The sequence below is a fragment of the Paraburkholderia domus genome, from assembly GCF_905220705.1.
Taxonomy (GTDB): Bacteria; Pseudomonadota; Gammaproteobacteria; order Burkholderiales; family Burkholderiaceae; genus Paraburkholderia; species Paraburkholderia domus.
In genome coordinates this window covers 108,199-124,158 of sequence record NZ_CAJNAT010000002.1, presented here as the reverse complement: position 1 = coordinate 124,158, position 15,960 = coordinate 108,199, and the positions used below count along the sequence as shown (strand labels likewise).

Sequence of the window (15,960 nt, the reverse complement as noted above, 5' to 3'; positions counted from 1 at the left end):
GGATCCGCCGCCTACCGAGCCGCGGGTCACGAGCCGCGGGTTGACAACCGCAAGGCGCCGGGTTTGCAATACCAGAGACGCTTCGAGAGCTGCCAACGTGACTCATCCCAACGAGCTGCCTCTTTCCCCGCTTTCCGCGCTGCAATTTTATGCAACGGCGCCCTATCCCTGCAGCTATCTGGATGGACGCATCGCGCGCTCGCAAGTCGCCACGCCCAGTCACCTGATCAACTCCGACGTCTATACCGACCTCGTCAAAGCCGGCTTCCGCCGTTCGGGTGTGTTCACTTACCGCCCGTATTGCGATGGCTGCCGCGCCTGCGTGCCAGTGCGCGTGCCGGTCGATCATTTCGTGGCGAACCGCACGCAGCGCCGGGTCTGGAAGAAGCACGGCGAGTTGATCGCAACGGTCGCCCCACTGCATTACGACGAAGAGCACTACGCGCTCTACATGCGTTATCAGTCGGCACGGCATGCCGGCGGCGGCATGGACCGCGACAGCCGCGACCAGTATGAACAGTTCCTGCTGCAGAGTCGGATCAACTCGCGGCTGGTCGAGTTTCGCGAGCCGCTGCCGGATCATCCGGACGCGCCGGGCATTCTGCGCATGATCAGCATGATCGACATCCTCGGTGACGGGCTCTCGTCGGTCTATACGTTCTTCGAACCGGGTCTGCCGCACACCAGCTTCGGCACCTACAACATCTACTGGCAGATCGAACAGGCGAAGAGCCTCAAGCTGCCCTACGTGTACCTCGGTTACTGGATTCGCGAGAGTCCGAAGATGGCGTACAAGGCGAATTTCCGGCCCCTCGAAGGCTTGATCGACGGTGCCTGGAAGGTGCTCGATCCCGCCAACGTCGATCTGCCGCCGGTCGATCTGGCGATTCAGGGCAACAGGCGCGGACCGCTGCGGCCGTAGCGATTGTGCGCGGCCTAGGCATTCACGCCTACGCGCCCCTCCCAGTTAGTCTCATTAATGCCCTAAAGCCGGTAAAATGGAGGGTTACCATTTTCCGGCCGCCCGGCTTCGTCCCGTGTTCAGTTCCCTCTACCCGCTCGTACGCGCCCAACTCTTTCGCATGGACGCGGAAGACGCTCACCACCTGACCTTGCGCATCCTCGGCGCCGCCGGCCGCACCGGCCTTGCAGGCGCGCTCGCGCCACGCGTGCCCGATGCGCCGCGCACCGTGATGGGGCTGACGTTCAAGAACCCGGTCGGGCTCGCCGCGGGCCTCGACAAGGACGGCGCGTGCATCGACGGTCTGGCGGCGCTCGGCTTCGGTTTCATCGAAGTGGGCACGGTCACGCCGCGCGCACAGCCGGGCAATCCGCGCCCGCGCATGTTCCGCCTGCCGCAGGCGAATGCCGTGATCAATCGGATGGGCTTCAACAACGCGGGCGTCGACCAGTTCGTCAAGAACGTGCAGGCCGCGCGCTATCGCGGCACGCTCGGGCTGAACATCGGCAAGAACGCCGACACACCGATCGAACGCGCCGCCGAAGACTATCTGTACTGCCTCGAACGCGTGTACCCGTTTGCGAGCTACGTGACGGTCAACATCTCGTCGCCGAATACGAAGAATCTGCGCCAGCTGCAAGGCGCGGGTGAACTCGACGCGCTGCTCGCCGCGCTGAAAGACAAGCAGCAGCGGCTGGCCGACATGCACGGCAAGCTGGTGCCGCTCGCACTGAAGATCGCGCCGGACCTCGACGACGAACAGATCAAATCGATCGCCGATACGCTGCTGCGCCACAAGTTCGAAGGCGTGATCGCCACCAACACCACGCTGTCGCGTACCGCCGTGACCGGCATGCAATACGGCGACGAAGCCGGCGGCCTGTCGGGCAAGCCGGTGTTCGACGCGTCGAACGAAGTGATCCGCAAACTGCGCTCGGAAGTCGGCGAAACGGTGCCGATCATCGGCGTGGGCGGGATTTTTTCCGGCGAGGATGCGCGCGCGAAGCTCGCGGCGGGCGCTTCGCTGGTGCAACTCTATACCGGCTTCATTTACCGCGGACCGGCGCTGGTGGCCGAATGCGCGCAGGCGCTGCGCTAAGCGGCGGCCTTCGGGCGCGCGGGATGTGCAGGCTGCACGCTCGGTCAGCGCCGGGGCTGCACAACGAATCGGCACCCAATCCGCATCAGTAATATAGACATAAACAAACGATATTTAGGTTTCGATAGTCTGCTTTGTTATGCTTTCGTCTGTTAAAACGCCAGACGAACAAAAAGGAACACGATGAAATTTGGCTTGCTGAAAAAGATGCTCGTCGCCGGCCTGATCGGCGCATCGTTCACTGCTGTCACTGCCCACGCAGACGACCTGCTCGATCAGGTCAAACAACGCGGCACGTTGCGCGTCGGCCTGGAAGGCACCTTCCCCCCGTTCAATTCGAAAGCGCCGTCGGGCGAACTGGTGGGTTATGACGTCGACATCGCCAAGGCCGTTGCAGCCAAGCTCGGCGTGAAGCCGGAATTCGTCACGACCGAATGGAGCGGCATCATCGCCGGTCTGCAGGCGAACAAGTTCGACGTGATCGTCAACCAGGTCGGCATCACCGACGCGCGCAAACAGGCGCTCGACTTCTCGCCGGCGTACACGTATTCGGCTGCTCAACTGATCCAGCGTAAGGACGACACCCGCCAGTTCAAATCGCTCGACGATCTGAAGGGCAAGAAGCTCGGCGTCGGTCTGGGCACGAACTACATGGACATGGCGAAGTCGGTGCCGGGCATCGACGTGAAGACGTATCCGGGCGCGCCTGAATACCTGCGCGACTTGGCCTCCGGCCGTCTGGACGCGGCGCTGAACGACCGCCTGATGCTCGCCTATCTGATGAAGAACTCGCAATTGCCGCTGCGCACGGGCGCGACGCTTGCCGCCGGTAACCCGTCGGGCATTCCGTTCAGGAAGGGCAATCCGAAGTTCGCCAAGGCGATCGACGACGCGATGACCCAGCTCGAAGCGGACGGCACGTTCTCGAAGATCTCGGACAAGTGGTTCGGCATCGACGTCAGCAAGCCGCTCAAGTAAAGCGCGCTGTATGAAACGAAGGGCGGCATCGTCGGCGATGCCGCCCTTCGCTTTTACAGCTCCGGGCCCACGCCGGCCACCGTTTATGATGTGCGCTTTGCCGCGCCAACCCTAGCCACTGCTCATGTCCACCACTTCCCTGCTCGTCCAATCGCTTCCTGTGCTTGCACAGGGCGCCGTCCTGACGGTCAAGTTCGCGGTTCTGTCGATGATTTTCGGCCTGCTTGCCGGTGCCGTGCTCGCAGTGATGGGCATCAGCCACAACCGCGCATTGAACTGGATCGCGCGCATTTACGTGAGCGTGTTCCGCGGCACGCCGCTGCTGGTACAGATCTTCGTGATCTATTACGGCTTGCCGAGTCTCGGTATTTCGCTCGATCCGACACCCGCGGGCGTGATCGCGTTGTCGGCGAACGTCGCCGCGTACCTGTCGGAGAGCATGCGCGGCGCGATTCTCGGCATTCCCAACGGCCAGTGGCTGGCGGCTTATAGCCTGGGGCTCTCGCGACGCCAGACGCTGCGCTACGTGATTGCGCCGCAGGCCTTGCGCATTGCCGTGCCGAGTCTGTCGAACAGCTTGATCAGCCTGATCAAGGATACGTCGCTGGTGTCGGTGATTACCGTGACCGAATTGCTGCGCAGCGCGCAGGAGATCATCGCGTCGACCTATCAGCCGCTGCCGCTGTACCTCGCGGCAGCCGCCGTCTACTGGGTGCTATGCCAGGTACTCGAGTGGGTGCAGCACTGGTACGAAAAGCGTCTGGCGCTGCCGTCGCGTCACTGAGGCCCAATACCGCACGCTCAACTACCGGCTGGCGCCTAGCGACGCCGCATCCAGCGGCGCGCCGAAGCGCTCGAAGCGCGGTTTGTAGTAGTGATCCGCGTCGAGCGAATACGCAACGTGGCGCGTACGCCCCATCAGTTCCTTGCGCGGAAAGAAGCCGAAGTAGCGCGAGTCGGCGCTGTCGTCACGATTGTCGCCGAGCATCAGATACTCGCCTGAGGGCACGACCACCGGCCCGAACGAATCGCGCGGACTCGGCGCGTCAGGCGCAAGCCGCACGATGTGCACAACCCCGTCGAAGCGTTCGGTGAGATAGTCGCCGGGAGATGTCGCATCGCCCGGCAGCGGCTTCAGATGCAGCGGCTGGTAGTCCGCGCGCACGCCGTTCACATACAGCACGTTGTCGCGCATGGCGACGCTGTCGCCAGGCAAGCCGATCAGACGCTTGACGATCAACTCATGTGCCGCCGAAGAATCGATCGTGACAATATCGCCACGCTGCGGATCGTGCAGATGCGCGATCGTGATATGGGTGAGCGGCACGCGCAGATCGTAGGCCATCTTGTCGACGAAAATCCGGTCGCCTTCGCGGATCGTCGGCAACATCGAGCCGCTTGGCACGACGTTCCAGTCGGCCACGGCGCTGCGGAACAGCACCATCAGGAACAGAAAGGCAACGAAGCTCTTGTTGTCGCGCCACATTTTTCCAAGCATGCGCATCGCAGGCGGCTCCGGTGGAAGGTGATCGAAAGCTGCGGGCAGGCGGGCTCTTTTTCATTCGAGTCCGCGCACCCGGGCAAATCGTACCACCGCCGCTGAAAGCAACGCGGCAACGGAGCCCTCTCACTCCCCCGGGAACTTAAGTCCCAACGCGGCCCGCGCGGCATCGGCCATCTCGATCATCTGCAGCGACTTGCTATGCGACATCAGCGGGCTTTCAATCTGCCCGGCTCGAATCAGCTCGCAAAAATGCGCGGTTTCGTAGTTCAAACCGCCGCCCACGAACGGTTCGTCGAGCTCGACCACACGACCGTCGGCGTACCGGATCGTCGCGCGCGCCGGATTCCACCAGGGTTCGTGAATCGTGACATGGCCGCCCTTGGCCATCAGCAACGCGTCGCCCTTGCCGTACATGTCCAGCCCGCAAAACAGCTGCGCGATGCCGCGTTCATGCTGGCTGTTCAGGCTCGCGAACGTATCGACGCCGGTCGAGCCGAGCCGCCCGAGCGTCTGCACCTCACGCGGCGCGCCGAGCCAGTCGACCGCGAGAAAGATCTCGTAGATGCCGATATCGAGCAGCGCGCCGCCCGCATGCTCGTACGACAGAGACGGATGATTGTCCGGCACGCCCGGCACCGAACAGCCGGCGCGCACGAGACCCACCTCGCCGATCGGCTCGGCATCCAGATGCGCGCGCAACTTTCTGTAGAGCGGATAGAACGGCGGCTTCATGGCTTCCATGAAAAGCCGTTGCTCAGCGCGAGCGACCTCGAGCACGCGCTCGAGTTGCGGCTTGTTGATGGTGGCGGGTTTTTCGCACAGCACGTGCAGACCGGCTTGCAGCGCAGCGATCGCGTAGTCGGCGTGACTGTCCTGGACGGTGGCGATATAAAGCGCGTCGATACCGCTGGCGAGCAGCGCCTCGAAATTCGCACACACCTCACCACCGAATTCTTCGGCGAAGGCCATGGCCGGTTCGGCGCGACGTGACCACAGCGCGGTCAACTGCGCATGCGGCACATGAGTGAGTCCTTGAGCAAAGCGACGGGCAATGTGGCCCGTCCCCACGATCCCCCAGCGAACCGTGTCACCCGAGCGGGTTCCTTGCATTGCGTTTGTCATCGTTCCTTCGAGTCTGTGCGGTTTAGAACAGGCGCTATTGTGACGCAAGCCGCGTGGGCCTGCGCAGCCATATTGCCGCGCCGTTCGTTATGCAAAGTCCCTGAAGGAAGGCAACTTAAGCCGCCTTGGCGGCTACGCTCAGCCGTGCACCGGCGGCTCCGGGGTAAAGTTGCTGCCAATCCCTTCCGCGGTGAAATCGATCATCGCCAGCGAGGCGATCTCCGCTTCCTTCGGATCGCGCCGTTCGATCGCTTCGACCACGCGTTGATGCGTGCTCACCGCTTTCTCCCACAAACCCTCTTTCTGACTGACGATCGGATTCACGGTCGACAGCGCGCCGCGAATGATCGCCGCCATCTGCTTGAAGAACTGGTTGCCGCTCGCCACCACGATGCGCGCGTGGAAGAGTTCGTCGGCAGTCTGATAGCCGGGCTCGTCCGGCCGGATCACACGGAACGCGTCGAACGCCTCGCGGATCGCCGCAATGTCGGCGGCACTCCCCCGCGCGGCCGCCTGCGCCGAAGCGCGCGGTTCGATCAGGATGCGAAACTCGATCACGTCGCGCAGAAACAGCGGATCGGGCTTCGCGCGAAAACGCCAGTTCACGACGTCCTCGTCGATCATGCGCCAATCGCTCATCGGCCGGATGCGCGTGCCGATCTTGGGCCGCACGTCCAGCATGTCGCGCGCGAGCAGCATCGACAGCGCCTCGCGCATGACGGTGCGGCTGACGTCGAACTCCTTCGACAGCACATCCTGCGGTGGCAGGATGGCGCCGTACTTCTCTTCGACGATGCCGGTCACGAGCCCATCCATGACTTTGCTGACCAGCGATCGATCTTTGTTTGCCTGTTCCATGATCCTCTCCCCGAAGCGGTGTTTGCCCCCGCGTAGCCTGTTGATCAAGTGGCCCTAGTGTGTCGTTTTATCGGTGTGTCATTGTTCTTTTACGATACGTTGCTAGCTTCAAAACGGTTGCGCCAGTTGGGAAACCTCCTGAGAGGGTTATCCCTCTGAAGAATTGTTTCTTCCTTGTAACGCCGCATGTTTTGACGGGCCATAAGCTTGCGTCCCAAGCGTGCCTGCGTTGCAAAATTTGCATAGTGCGAAGACGCACGTAGCGAAACGAATTGTCTGATCCACGCCCCCTGGGCGGTTTCGGACAGGCGCAAAAAGACTGGCGCGACGACGCGGCGTTTCGGACGTCGAACCTGGTTGGTAATTGAATGCCGAAAACGCAGGCGGATTCGAAAGGAAATTCGGCGAACGCACCGCATTGACAGGCGCCGGTCATGATCAGTACTGTGACCGGCGTTGTGACCGGGTTTGCAAGCGCCGATGTAAGCGGTGTCTCAAAGCGGTGGGGCCACCGACCCATAGCGCCCGCCAAAAAAGATCAGCGGCGCGTGTTCGTCGAGCGAGAACACCAGCACTTCGCCGACAAAGAGCGTGTGGTCGCCGCACGGATGCCGGTCCACCACGCGCGCCGCGAAACGGGCCGCGGCGTGTTCGAGCAGCACCACGTCCGGCAAGCCGTCCACCGGCGCGAAGCGCGGTGCGAGCCAGCGCTGCGGCTCGCCGGCGAAGTGGCGGCTATGGGGTTCCTGAGCGTCGGACAACACACTCACGCCGAACATCGCGCTGTTCATCAGACGCTCGTGCATGCGCGCACGGTGCCCGACCGACACGACGATCAGTGGCGGTTTGAGTGAACCGGACATGAAGGCATTGGCGGTCATCGCGTGCATTGCGTCGCCACGGCCGGTCGAAATCACCACGACGCCGGTGGCAAAGCGCCCCAGCGCATGCCGGAAACGACGCTCATCGAAAGCACTCGCGCCTGTCGCGTCAAGGCAGGCCGTGTCGAATTCCGCCGCGCCACGGCCGCCCACCGCGCAAGCCACCTGCTCCTGCAACGTTGCGGCCCCAGCCTCCTGCCGACCGTCAGTGTGACGTACCCGCGCCTGCATGGCCGTTCCCCTGATCGCGGCCGTATTGATCGTCGAAACGCACGATGTCGTCTTCGCCGAGATAGCCGCCTGATTGCACCTCGATCATTTCAAGCGGCGTCTTGCCGGGATTTTCGAGCCGGTGTGTGACGCCGAGCGGAATACACGTCGACTGATTCTCCGAGAGCAGGAAGCACTCGTCGCCGCGCGTGACGCGTGCGATGCCACGCATCACGATCCAATGTTCCGCGCGATGACGACGCATCTGCAACGACAGACGTCCGCCCGGTTTAACGACGATGCGCTTCATGTACCTTTCTCGTTAGTGGGCGATCTGGTCTGTTGGTGCAGTCAATCGAAGCGGCACGCCGCAACCGGTTTGCGTGCGATGAAGTGAAACCACCACGCGTCGCTGATTTCCACGTCGTTATCAATACGGTTGCCCTCGCAACTACCGAACACGGCGCAGCTCTCAAAGCCAATCTGCGCGAGTTGCCGCCGCTGCTCACGCAGCGTCGTATAGACGATCACAATGCCGAAGTTGTGGGCCGCTGCCGTCTTCACTGAGTAATCACCATAGTCGTGGTTCAGCTTCACGTTACGCATATAGTTCAACGTGCCAAGCTGAAAATGCCGCATCGAGCGCAGCGTGCGCCACCCTAGCTTGAGCGGATTGAAGGTGAATTTCGGCAGCAATTGCCAGATGTTCTCGCGGTAACCCGGGCCGCCGCGGTTGTGCGAAGAAAACAGCACATACCCACCGGGCCGCACCACGCGATACATCTCTTCGAGGATCTTCACGCGATCGTCGTAGTCCACGCAATCGATGCCGTTCCAGCTGAACTCCGCGAGTCCGTAATGCCCCGACGGCAGCGCCGACATGTCGCGCGCATCCATATGCCGCAAGTCGAGGTCCGGATAGCGCGACTTTGCCATTTCCAGTAGTTTCGGCGTGTAGTCGACACCGGTGTAATCGTTCGAAATCGACGTCATCAGCGGGATCGTGCGGCCGGTGCCGATGCCGACATCGAGCAAGGGCTCACCGGTGCAGCGCGGCGCGAGCCACTCGAACGCGGCTTGCTCACCGAGGTCCGAGAACGCTCGCTCTAGCGTGAATACGCGGATGGCGTCCGACGAATTCCATGCGACGCGGTTGACGCGATCCAACTCGGATTGATTGTTCATGGCTTGCTCCATCGGAGTGGAAGCGCGTTGGAGAAACAGTCCAGCTCATTCATTACGCTTCCCCTGATAGACGAAACGCGCGCGCACGTTTTAGAAGCCACCGTGTGAGACGCGCATGTCGCCCGTCGAGCCGCGCATCGAGCGGCTCGACGGCAACGGATGGCTCGCGCCAACAGGTCTCGTCGAAAGTGCTTCGGAAGAATTCCTCGAAGTACGACATCACGTTTTCCTGCGCGCGGGCCGATAGAATCGCGTGATCGGTGCGCTCGCAAAAGGCCACGCCAATCCGGTCGAAGCGCCGCAGCCGGCCGCCACGCCCCCCGAAGTTGCGTTCGAGTTCCTCGACACCCTCGTCCAGCGCACCGTACAAAAGACGCGTATCGACGCCCCGTGCATGCAGCGCGGTGAAGAGGTGTTGCTTGTCCTTCAATTCAAGCTGGATTCCGCACATGCGCTCGATCGTGTCGGCAAGCATTGTGCTAAGTCTGGCCGGCAAACGCGCCGCCAACTCGCGCGCGACCAACAGGCCGCCTGTCTGTCCCCGCACGACGCGAAGCCATTTGCGCGGCTGACACATCGAGCGCAGGTACCTGCGCGTCGAGCCCAAGGCGGCTTCCTGGCCGGACGGTTTGCGGTGTTTATCGCGGATGTTCCGCCACGTGAACTTCTGCAAATTGACCAGCACGGCGCCGATCACCGCCGGCTCGCGCGACGCGGCGTGCAGGCCGACGAAGGCGCCCGCGCAGATTCCGAACAACACCGCGCCGCGATGTCCTCGCGCCGTCAACCAACGCGCCGCGCACGCCGCATCGTCGGCTCCCGCCTGTGAATACAGCGCATTGAGACTCAGCGCATCGAGCGATGGCTGGCTGTCGCCCAGGCCGCCGAGGTCGACACGCAGCGACGCGATACCTTGTCGCGCGAGGCGTCGGGCGAAGCGCACACCGAGCCGCGCATTGCCGATCCGCGACACGGCGCCGGTGTTCACCATCAGCACGCCGGGCGCGGCCGTGGCAGCTTGCGATTCGGGCGTGCAATAGATGCCGAACATCCTGCCGCCGTCGAGCCACACCGGCGTCTCGATCACGCCCGGCTCGACGAAGTGGCACACGGCAAGCTCGCCAATGTGATCCGCCATAGGCTCAGCAAGTCGACCGGCGCGGGAATCAGCGTCACGGTCCGTTGCCTGGCTCTCGTGTGCAACCGGCTCACCGGTAGCGCACGAGAGCCAGTCTTCAATTGACCGAAACGCCGCCAGCGGCATCTGGCTATCGAGCGACTCCAACATGAACTTGCCGTACTCATCGAACGACTGCCGCTCCACCTGCACACCTTGCTCACGATAGTGCGCAACCAGCGCGTCGACCCGCACGGGATCCAGCGAATCGAGCACCAACACACGCCCGGCCGGCCGCCAGGCATCGCGCTGCAAATCGACTGCGCGCAAGCTCTCCAGCGCGTCTCTATAGAGGCGAAAGCCGTACGCTTCGACGAATGCATCGGTATCGGGCTCGACTTCGCAATCCAGCGCGCCCGGCATCAATAGCCACTGGCGATAGTGCGCGCGCAACTCGCGCTGATAATTCTTGCCCGACAGAACCGGCGCCAGCAGCACCAGGCCATCCACTCCGCCAAGTTCCTGAGCGGCCAGCGCCGCGAGCGTGCCGCCAAGCCGCAGCCCGCACAAGGTCACGCGCTCGACACCCGTGGTCTCACGCAGCAGCGCCACGGCCTGCTTGACGCTGTCGATCCACGCGCGCCAGCGGCCGGGCTCGCTCGCGTCTCCCGCCGCATCGCCAGTGCCTGAGTAGTCGAACCGCAGCACCGGCATGCCGCGCGCGGCGAGCCGCTCGGCCAGCCGGCGCATGCCGCGATAGGTGCACAGTGCGTCATACCCGAACGGGTAACACAGCACTACGCCACTTGGCCCGTCTGCCGGATGCAACCATCCGAACCGGCCATCGAACAATACTGGCCTCACGCTAGGCTCCTCAACGGGGCAACTCCGCTTTCGATTACTACAACAAACGCCATCCGGTTGATCTGTACGCCCTCGCACACTATGTCGGACTCCGATATTTATGTGGCTTCACGAGTGACACGCCGTGACGGCTGACTCGACCAAAATTGACGGTCCGTTCAGCTGCCGTACGGAGCGCGCAAGGCAAAGGTCGATCGGCCAGCGAGCAGCAGGCGATAGAAACGGCGCGCACGCAACCGGTCGTCCATCGGGTAATGCCGCGACAGCAACACACGCAAGAGGGCAACTGGTTCACCCGCGTGTTCAGGCACGCGCAGGTAGGCGTGATTCAAACGTTCGATGGCTTGCGGCCGCGGCGTGCCGTCGTCAGCGATGACGATTTCAAACTCGCCATACGCCTGCGCATGGCAACGGTCGATGGCCTGTTCAAGTAAGGCGGGCCGATTGCAGGTCGGAATGCAGATGGAGATCAGGCGCGCGGCCATTTCACTGCCGCTACCCCGCCCTGCCTCGTTCTTGGTCTCAATCATGGATTGTTCTGAATTGCGTGGAAGGCGTGATCAGCACTCGCACCATTACAGGAGTTCGAAGGTGTTGACGAACGCCACGCCGTCGCGCTCGCGGCGCCGTGTGCCAAAGAGCGGCTGGCTGCCGCGCACCTGGCGCGTCAGGCCGATGAACGGCACGCCATGTTCGAGGTACGGACCTTCCGTCTTACGAAAGCCGAATTGCTCGTAGAAGTCGCGCAAACCGAGCGGCGCGCTCACGCGCGCGGCGTGTCCCGGCCAACGCTCCGCGATCGCCTGCAGCACCCGTTCGAGCAACAGTTCAGCGGTGCCGTCGCCGCGCCGCAGCGGGCTCGTCAGCACTTTGTCGATGGTAATTTCCGGATCTTCGGCGTCGCCGGGTTGCAGGCGTGCGTAGGCCAGGATCGGCATGGGCCGCGCCATGTCCTCGACCGCGAAGACATGCAGCGCGCTCTCGTCGTGGCCATCGGGGTCAAGACAGACGTGCGATTGCTCGACCACGAACACCGCACTGCGCGCCCGCAAGATCAGATACAACTCGCGTGCCGAAAGTTGTTCGAAATCCAGCGTTTTCCAGTTCATCACGTCCCCCAGCGGTAAATAGGTTCAGCGAGGTCGGTGTCGCGCGCCGCCCTCGACGGCCTGGCTCGACACGCCGGCCTGTTGTCATGGCCATACGGTACGTCCGCGAAACGCGGGCTTCCGTGCGGCATCGCACTGACGCTGTGCTCTGACAATTCTTAAATACAAGGCGTTGGAACACGGCGCCGTGAGAAACCGCCGAAAAAAGCTTCAGAGAACCATGTAAGCGCTGCAAGAGATGCGCGCCGACCCGCTACCAGACGCACCGTGATGACGCGGAGCGCTGCGATAAACACCCAAAAGCGACGATGACCGTTCGTTTTACGTCAACAACATTCGAAGGACCGTTGGCCAACAAGGGGGCACCTCAATATGAAAACCGCTCTGCGACGCATTCTTTCCGAATCGGCCCGTCTCGACGTCTCGCCAGAGACCCTGGCCGACGACGCCGACCTATACGCCGCGGGCCTTTCCTCGCTCGCGACAGTGCATCTGATGCTGGCCATCGAAGATGAATTCAGTATTGAAATTCCGGACCGCATGCTGACGCGCCGGCTGTTCTCCAGCATCGATTCGATGGCCGCCGCGGTCACCGAGTTGCAAAGGGCAAAGGCGACAGCATGACCGCCCCGCTGCTGGACACGACCTCGGCGGCGCCGCTCGCCGAAGCCGATGCGGCGCAACCCGCCGGTGCGGGAGTTGCGCTGAGCGCGGTGGAAACTGAACCCGGCTGGCGCGCCGCCTCGCAGCGCTGCGCCGCCGTGGCCGCGCAGTTTGCCGATTCGGTGGACCGCGAAGCGCGCTTTCCTCACGAGGCCTTCGACGCGCTCAAACGCGAACGTTTGCTGTCGGCGATGGTGCCTGCCGAATTCGGCGGCACGGGACTTTCGCTCGCGGATGTCGGTGCGATCTGCGAAACACTCGCGCACGGATGCGCGTCGACCGCGATGGTGTACGCGATGCATCAGATCCAGGTAGCCTGCATCGAGGCGCACGGCAGCGAGTCGGCATGGCATCGGCAGTTGCTCGCGCAACTGGTTGAGCATCAATGGCTGCTGGCTTCGGCGACCTCCGAAGAAACCATCGGCGGCAATATGCGCACCAGCGCCTGCTCGGTCGAGCTCGACGGGGAGCCCGGCCAGCAGCGCTTTCGCATCGAAAAGCTCGCACCGACGATCTCGTATGGCGCACACGCCGACGGCATTCTGGTCACCGCGCGCCGCACCGCTGAATCGGCCGCTGCCGACCAGGTGCTGATCGTGGCGTTACGCGAAGAAACGCAACTGGAAAAGCGCGGCGGCTGGGATGCGATGGGGATGCGCGGCACCTGCAGCGAGGGCTTCCGGCTCGTCGCCACGGGTCTCGCCGAACAGATCCTGCCGGCCCCCTTCGCCGATATTGCCGATCAGACCATGCTGCCGGTCTCGCACACGCTGTGGGCGTCGGTATGGACCGGCGTGGCCAGCGACGCGGTCAATCGCGCGAAAGCCTTCTTTCGTGCGCAGGCCCGCTCCAAGCCCGGCGCGATTCCACCGGGCGGCCTGCGCCTCGCCGAAGCGGTCGGTCTGCTGCAGATGATGCAGGCACGCCTGTCGGTCGCGCTCGAAGCGGCGCGCACCGCGCACCACGCGCGCCACGGCGGCAGCCAGGCCGATGCGCCGCTCGCGGCGATGCTCGGCTTCGCCTCCGACATGAATACGCTGAAGACCAGCATCTCGACTACCGCGCTGCAAGTCGTGCAGGAAGTGCTGATGATCTGCGGCATGGCGGGCTACAAGAACGGCACGGAATATAGCGTGGGACGGCATCTGCGCGACCTCTACTCCGCGCCGCTGATGATCAATAACGACCGTATTGCGCAGAACACCGCGAGCCTGTTGCTCGCGCAGCGTCCTGCCGCTCCGGGGAGAGCCTGAGATGAACACCATGACCGATACCGCCGCGCTGGCTGCTGCCGCCGCGCTGGCCACTGCCGCTCCGGAATCCGGGGCGCCGACCTTCCGCGACGAACTGCTCGCCGCCGGCCTGTTGATCGATACCGGTGAAAATGGCCTGTACGGCCGCAGCCAGATTTTCGAAGACGTGGTGGAGCGCCTGAACGTGGCGATCACCCACCTCGGCGCGGACCAGCAGCCTGAAGTGCTGCGCTTTCCGCCCGCCATGCGCCGCACCGATTTCGAAGACAGCGAATATCTGAAGAGCTTCCCGAACCTCGCCGGCACGATCCACTCGTTCTGCGGCAGCGACATGGGCCACCAGCGCCTATTGCGCGCACTCGACGACGCCATGACCGAGCGCGACGACGAACGCAGCGAAGAATGGATGGCGCAGCAGAAGCCGACCCGCGTGGTACTCACGCCGGCCGCCTGCTATCCGATCTATCCGGTCATGGCCCGGCGCGGCCCGCTGCCCGCCGCCGGCCGCACCATCGACGTGCTGTCGTATTGCTTCCGCCACGAACCGTCGCTCGATCCGGGCCGCATGCAGATGTTCCGGCAGCGCGAATATGTGCGCCTCGGCAGCGCCGACCAGGTGATGGCGTTCCGGCAGATGTGGGTCGAACGCGGCTCGCTGCTGATTTCGCTGCTGCAACTGCCGGTGGAAGTGGACCTCGCCAACGATCCGTTCTTCGGTCGCGGCGGCAAGATCGTCGCCGATAGCCAGCGTGCCCAGGCGCTCAAGTTCGAACTGCTGATTCCGGTGGCGAACCCCGACAGCAAAACTGCGTGTCTCTCGTTCAACTATCACATGGACCACTTCGGCGCGATCTGGAAAATCGCGTGCGAAGACGGCGCGGTGGCGCACACCGGTTGCGTCGGCTTCGGTATGGAGCGCATCACGCTGGCGCTGTTCCGTCATCATGGGCTCGACGTCAACGCGTGGCCGGACGATGTGCGCGCGCTGCTGTGGGGCGACACCGAGGCGCGCGTGGCGCAGGGCTTGCAGTCCATGCAGCCGGCTGGCACGGTGGCTGCGCAGGGTGCCGGAGATAGCGCATGAATCCATCCCTGATCCCCGTGCCGAAGGGCGTGCAATCCACCTTCCCGTTGCCCCGCCGGCTCGATCTGCCAGCCGGGGGCGCAGCGGCTCTGCCCACCGCGCCGCTGCGCCAGCACGCGCCGCACGCGCTGCATCAAGGCGAGCGCGTCTGGCAGGAAACCAACTGCTACGTCGACCTGTGGATCGAACTGCTGCACGGCTTCGGGCTCGATCCGCGCGCGGCGCTCGCCTTTACAGTCACGCAGGACTTCGAAGGCGATCAGTTCACGTTCTTCAAATTTCCGCTCGAAGACCTCGAGCGGCTGTACGGCACTCAGGTGCAGGAACTGGCGATCTACGACTCGCTCGAAGCCCGCGTGCTCGCGCAGACCTTGCGCGGCCATACCGTGCTGGTGGAAGTGGACGGCTATTACCTGCCGAATACGCGTGCCACCTCGTATCGGCGCGAACATCCGAAAACCACCGTGGGCATCGACTTTATCGATCCCGCGGCACGTCGCCTCGGCTACTTCCACAACACCGGCTATCACCTGCTCGACGGCGACGACTACGACGGCGTGTTTCGCAAGTTGCCGCAATTCGCGCAGCAGCCCGATCTGCTGTTTCCCTATGTCGAATTTGCCAAGCAGGCGCGGCCCGCGCTGGAGGGCACCGCGCTCGCCGAAGCATCGGCGGAATTGTTGTGTGCGCATCTAAACCGGCGACCGCTGACCAATCCGATCTCGCAGTGGCGCGCCGCGTTTCCCGCACATCTCGACACGCTGCTTGAACGCGGCGAGGCGTTCTTCCATCCGTACTCGTTCAACCTGATGCGGCAGCTCGGCGCGAACTTCGAATTTCTCTCGAAGTATCTGGTGTGGCTCTCCGCGCAAGGCTTCGAGATGCCGGCGTCGATCCCGGAGGCAGCACAGAGCATCGCGTCGGAGTCGATGGTGATGCAGTTCCGGCTCGTGCGGGCCATCGCGCGCGGGCGTCACGATTCGTGTGAAGACTGCTTTGACGTGCTCGAAAGCGCCTATGAAAAGACGCTGCCGCCGCTTGCCGCGCTGGTGCTGTGACAAGCTCGCTTCGA

General features: G+C 63.4%; 16 protein-coding genes and 1 pseudogene. 8 read left to right on the top strand and 9 right to left on the bottom strand.

Going from position 1 to position 15,960, the window contains the following annotated elements; genetic code table 11:
• The first annotated feature begins 97 nt into the window (after positions 1-97).
• The 4 genes from KHO31_RS05670 (at position 98) to KHO31_RS05655 (ending at position 3,822) form a co-directional block, all read left to right on the top strand.
• Positions 98-922, top strand: a complete 825-nt coding sequence (locus KHO31_RS05670) for an arginyltransferase (RefSeq protein ID WP_201076228.1) — start codon at positions 98-100, stop codon at positions 920-922.
• A gap of 76 nt (positions 923-998) precedes the next feature.
• Positions 999-2,060 carry a quinone-dependent dihydroorotate dehydrogenase gene (locus KHO31_RS05665; protein ID WP_201076230.1) on the top strand — a complete coding sequence of 354 codons (1,062 nt, stop codon included), beginning with the start codon at positions 999-1,001 and terminating at the stop codon, positions 2,058-2,060.
• 183 nt (positions 2,061-2,243) lie between these two features.
• On the top strand, positions 2,244-3,038 hold the full coding sequence (locus KHO31_RS05660) for a cystine ABC transporter substrate-binding protein (RefSeq protein WP_211622877.1): 795 nt from the start codon (positions 2,244-2,246) through the stop codon (positions 3,036-3,038).
• Positions 3,039-3,162: 124 nt separating this feature from the next.
• Positions 3,163-3,822 (top strand): amino acid ABC transporter permease, encoded by a 660-nt coding sequence (locus KHO31_RS05655; RefSeq protein WP_201076234.1) that lies wholly within the window; start codon positions 3,163-3,165, stop codon positions 3,820-3,822.
• A 21-nt stretch (positions 3,823-3,843) separates the two neighbouring features.
• Here the strand turns inward: KHO31_RS05655 and lepB are convergent, their stop codons facing one another.
• The 9 genes and pseudogenes from lepB to KHO31_RS05610 all read right to left on the bottom strand — a co-directional run bounded on the left by lepB (position 3,844) and on the right by KHO31_RS05610 (position 11,888).
• Positions 3,844-4,542: a signal peptidase I gene (lepB, locus tag KHO31_RS05650; protein ID WP_201139178.1), complete on the bottom strand. Its 699-nt coding sequence runs from the start codon at positions 4,540-4,542 to the stop codon at positions 3,844-3,846.
• 123 nt (positions 4,543-4,665) lie between these two features.
• Complete coding sequence (locus tag KHO31_RS05645) at positions 4,666-5,664, bottom strand: Gfo/Idh/MocA family protein (RefSeq protein ID WP_201139179.1); 999 nt, start codon at positions 5,662-5,664, stop codon at positions 4,666-4,668.
• A 138-nt stretch (positions 5,665-5,802) separates the two neighbouring features.
• Positions 5,803-6,522, bottom strand: coding sequence for a FadR/GntR family transcriptional regulator (locus KHO31_RS05640; RefSeq protein WP_201076238.1), 720 nt, complete (start codon positions 6,520-6,522; stop codon positions 5,803-5,805).
• Positions 6,523-7,016: 494 nt separating this feature from the next.
• Positions 7,017-7,634: a flavin reductase family protein gene (locus KHO31_RS05635; RefSeq protein WP_236071103.1), complete on the bottom strand. Its 618-nt coding sequence runs from the start codon at positions 7,632-7,634 to the stop codon at positions 7,017-7,019.
• Positions 7,609-7,932 (bottom strand): annotated as a pseudogene (locus KHO31_RS05630) (cupin domain-containing protein); the annotation flags it as partial. The pseudogene KHO31_RS05630 and the gene KHO31_RS05635, both read right to left, overlap by 26 nt.
• Before the next feature lie 32 nt (positions 7,933-7,964).
• Positions 7,965-8,798: a class I SAM-dependent methyltransferase gene (locus KHO31_RS05625; RefSeq protein ID WP_201076239.1), complete on the bottom strand. Its 834-nt coding sequence runs from the start codon at positions 8,796-8,798 to the stop codon at positions 7,965-7,967.
• A 52-nt stretch (positions 8,799-8,850) separates the two neighbouring features.
• Positions 8,851-10,779: a serine aminopeptidase domain-containing protein gene (locus tag KHO31_RS05620; protein ID WP_201076240.1), complete on the bottom strand. Its 1,929-nt coding sequence runs from the start codon at positions 10,777-10,779 to the stop codon at positions 8,851-8,853.
• A gap of 158 nt (positions 10,780-10,937) precedes the next feature.
• A complete protein-coding gene (locus KHO31_RS05615) occupies positions 10,938-11,309 on the bottom strand; it encodes a glycosyltransferase (RefSeq protein ID WP_211622875.1) in 372 nt (123 codons plus the stop codon).
• A 45-nt stretch (positions 11,310-11,354) separates the two neighbouring features.
• Positions 11,355-11,888: a GNAT family N-acetyltransferase gene (locus tag KHO31_RS05610; RefSeq protein WP_201076242.1), complete on the bottom strand. Its 534-nt coding sequence runs from the start codon at positions 11,886-11,888 to the stop codon at positions 11,355-11,357.
• Positions 11,889-12,260: 372 nt separating this feature from the next.
• Between KHO31_RS05610 and KHO31_RS05605 the strand changes: the two genes are divergently transcribed.
• Genes KHO31_RS05605 through KHO31_RS05590 form a run of 4 tightly spaced genes read left to right on the top strand, consistent with a single transcriptional unit; the run spans position 12,261 to position 15,946 of the window.
• Positions 12,261-12,512 (top strand): acyl carrier protein, encoded by a 252-nt coding sequence (locus KHO31_RS05605; RefSeq protein WP_201076244.1) that lies wholly within the window; start codon positions 12,261-12,263, stop codon positions 12,510-12,512.
• Positions 12,509-13,804, top strand: coding sequence for an acyl-CoA dehydrogenase family protein (locus KHO31_RS05600; RefSeq protein WP_201076246.1), 1,296 nt, complete (start codon positions 12,509-12,511; stop codon positions 13,802-13,804). Before KHO31_RS05605 ends, KHO31_RS05600 begins: the two co-directional genes overlap by 4 nt.
• A gap of 1 nt (position 13,805) precedes the next feature.
• Positions 13,806-14,888 carry an amino acid--[acyl-carrier-protein] ligase gene (locus tag KHO31_RS05595; protein ID WP_211622873.1) on the top strand — a complete coding sequence of 361 codons (1,083 nt, stop codon included), beginning with the start codon at positions 13,806-13,808 and terminating at the stop codon, positions 14,886-14,888.
• The gene (locus KHO31_RS05590; RefSeq protein ID WP_201076250.1) at positions 14,885-15,946 is read left to right on the top strand and encodes a DUF1839 family protein; all 1,062 of its coding nucleotides are present in this window, start codon (positions 14,885-14,887) and stop codon (positions 15,944-15,946) included. The genes KHO31_RS05595 and KHO31_RS05590 overlap by 4 nt, the downstream gene beginning before the upstream one ends.
• Positions 15,947-15,960: the final 14 nt, after the last annotated feature.

Coding starts and splice junctions, on each gene's coding strand:
- KHO31_RS05665 (WP_201076230.1), top strand. CDS start 999: ATGGAGGGTTACCATTTTCCGGCCGCCCGGCTTCGTCCCGTGTTCAGT.
- KHO31_RS05660 (WP_211622877.1), top strand. CDS start 2,244: ATGAAATTTGGCTTGCTGAAAAAGATGCTCGTCGCCGGCCTGATCGGC.
- KHO31_RS05655 (WP_201076234.1), top strand. CDS start 3,163: ATGTCCACCACTTCCCTGCTCGTCCAATCGCTTCCTGTGCTTGCACAG.
- lepB (WP_201139178.1), bottom strand. CDS start 4,542: ATGCGCATGCTTGGAAAAATGTGGCGCGACAACAAGAGCTTCGTTGCC.
- KHO31_RS05645 (WP_201139179.1), bottom strand. CDS start 5,664: ATGACAAACGCAATGCAAGGAACCCGCTCGGGTGACACGGTTCGCTGG.
- KHO31_RS05640 (WP_201076238.1), bottom strand. CDS start 6,522: ATGGAACAGGCAAACAAAGATCGATCGCTGGTCAGCAAAGTCATGGAT.
- KHO31_RS05635 (WP_236071103.1), bottom strand. CDS start 7,634: ATGCAGGCGCGGGTACGTCACACTGACGGTCGGCAGGAGGCTGGGGCC.
- KHO31_RS05625 (WP_201076239.1), bottom strand. CDS start 8,798: ATGAACAATCAATCCGAGTTGGATCGCGTCAACCGCGTCGCATGGAAT.
- KHO31_RS05615 (WP_211622875.1), bottom strand. CDS start 11,309: ATGATTGAGACCAAGAACGAGGCAGGGCGGGGTAGCGGCAGTGAAATG.
- KHO31_RS05610 (WP_201076242.1), bottom strand. CDS start 11,888: ATGAACTGGAAAACGCTGGATTTCGAACAACTTTCGGCACGCGAGTTG.
- KHO31_RS05605 (WP_201076244.1), top strand. CDS start 12,261: ATGAAAACCGCTCTGCGACGCATTCTTTCCGAATCGGCCCGTCTCGAC.
- KHO31_RS05600 (WP_201076246.1), top strand. CDS start 12,509: ATGACCGCCCCGCTGCTGGACACGACCTCGGCGGCGCCGCTCGCCGAA.
- KHO31_RS05595 (WP_211622873.1), top strand. CDS start 13,806: ATGAACACCATGACCGATACCGCCGCGCTGGCTGCTGCCGCCGCGCTG.
- KHO31_RS05590 (WP_201076250.1), top strand. CDS start 14,885: ATGAATCCATCCCTGATCCCCGTGCCGAAGGGCGTGCAATCCACCTTC.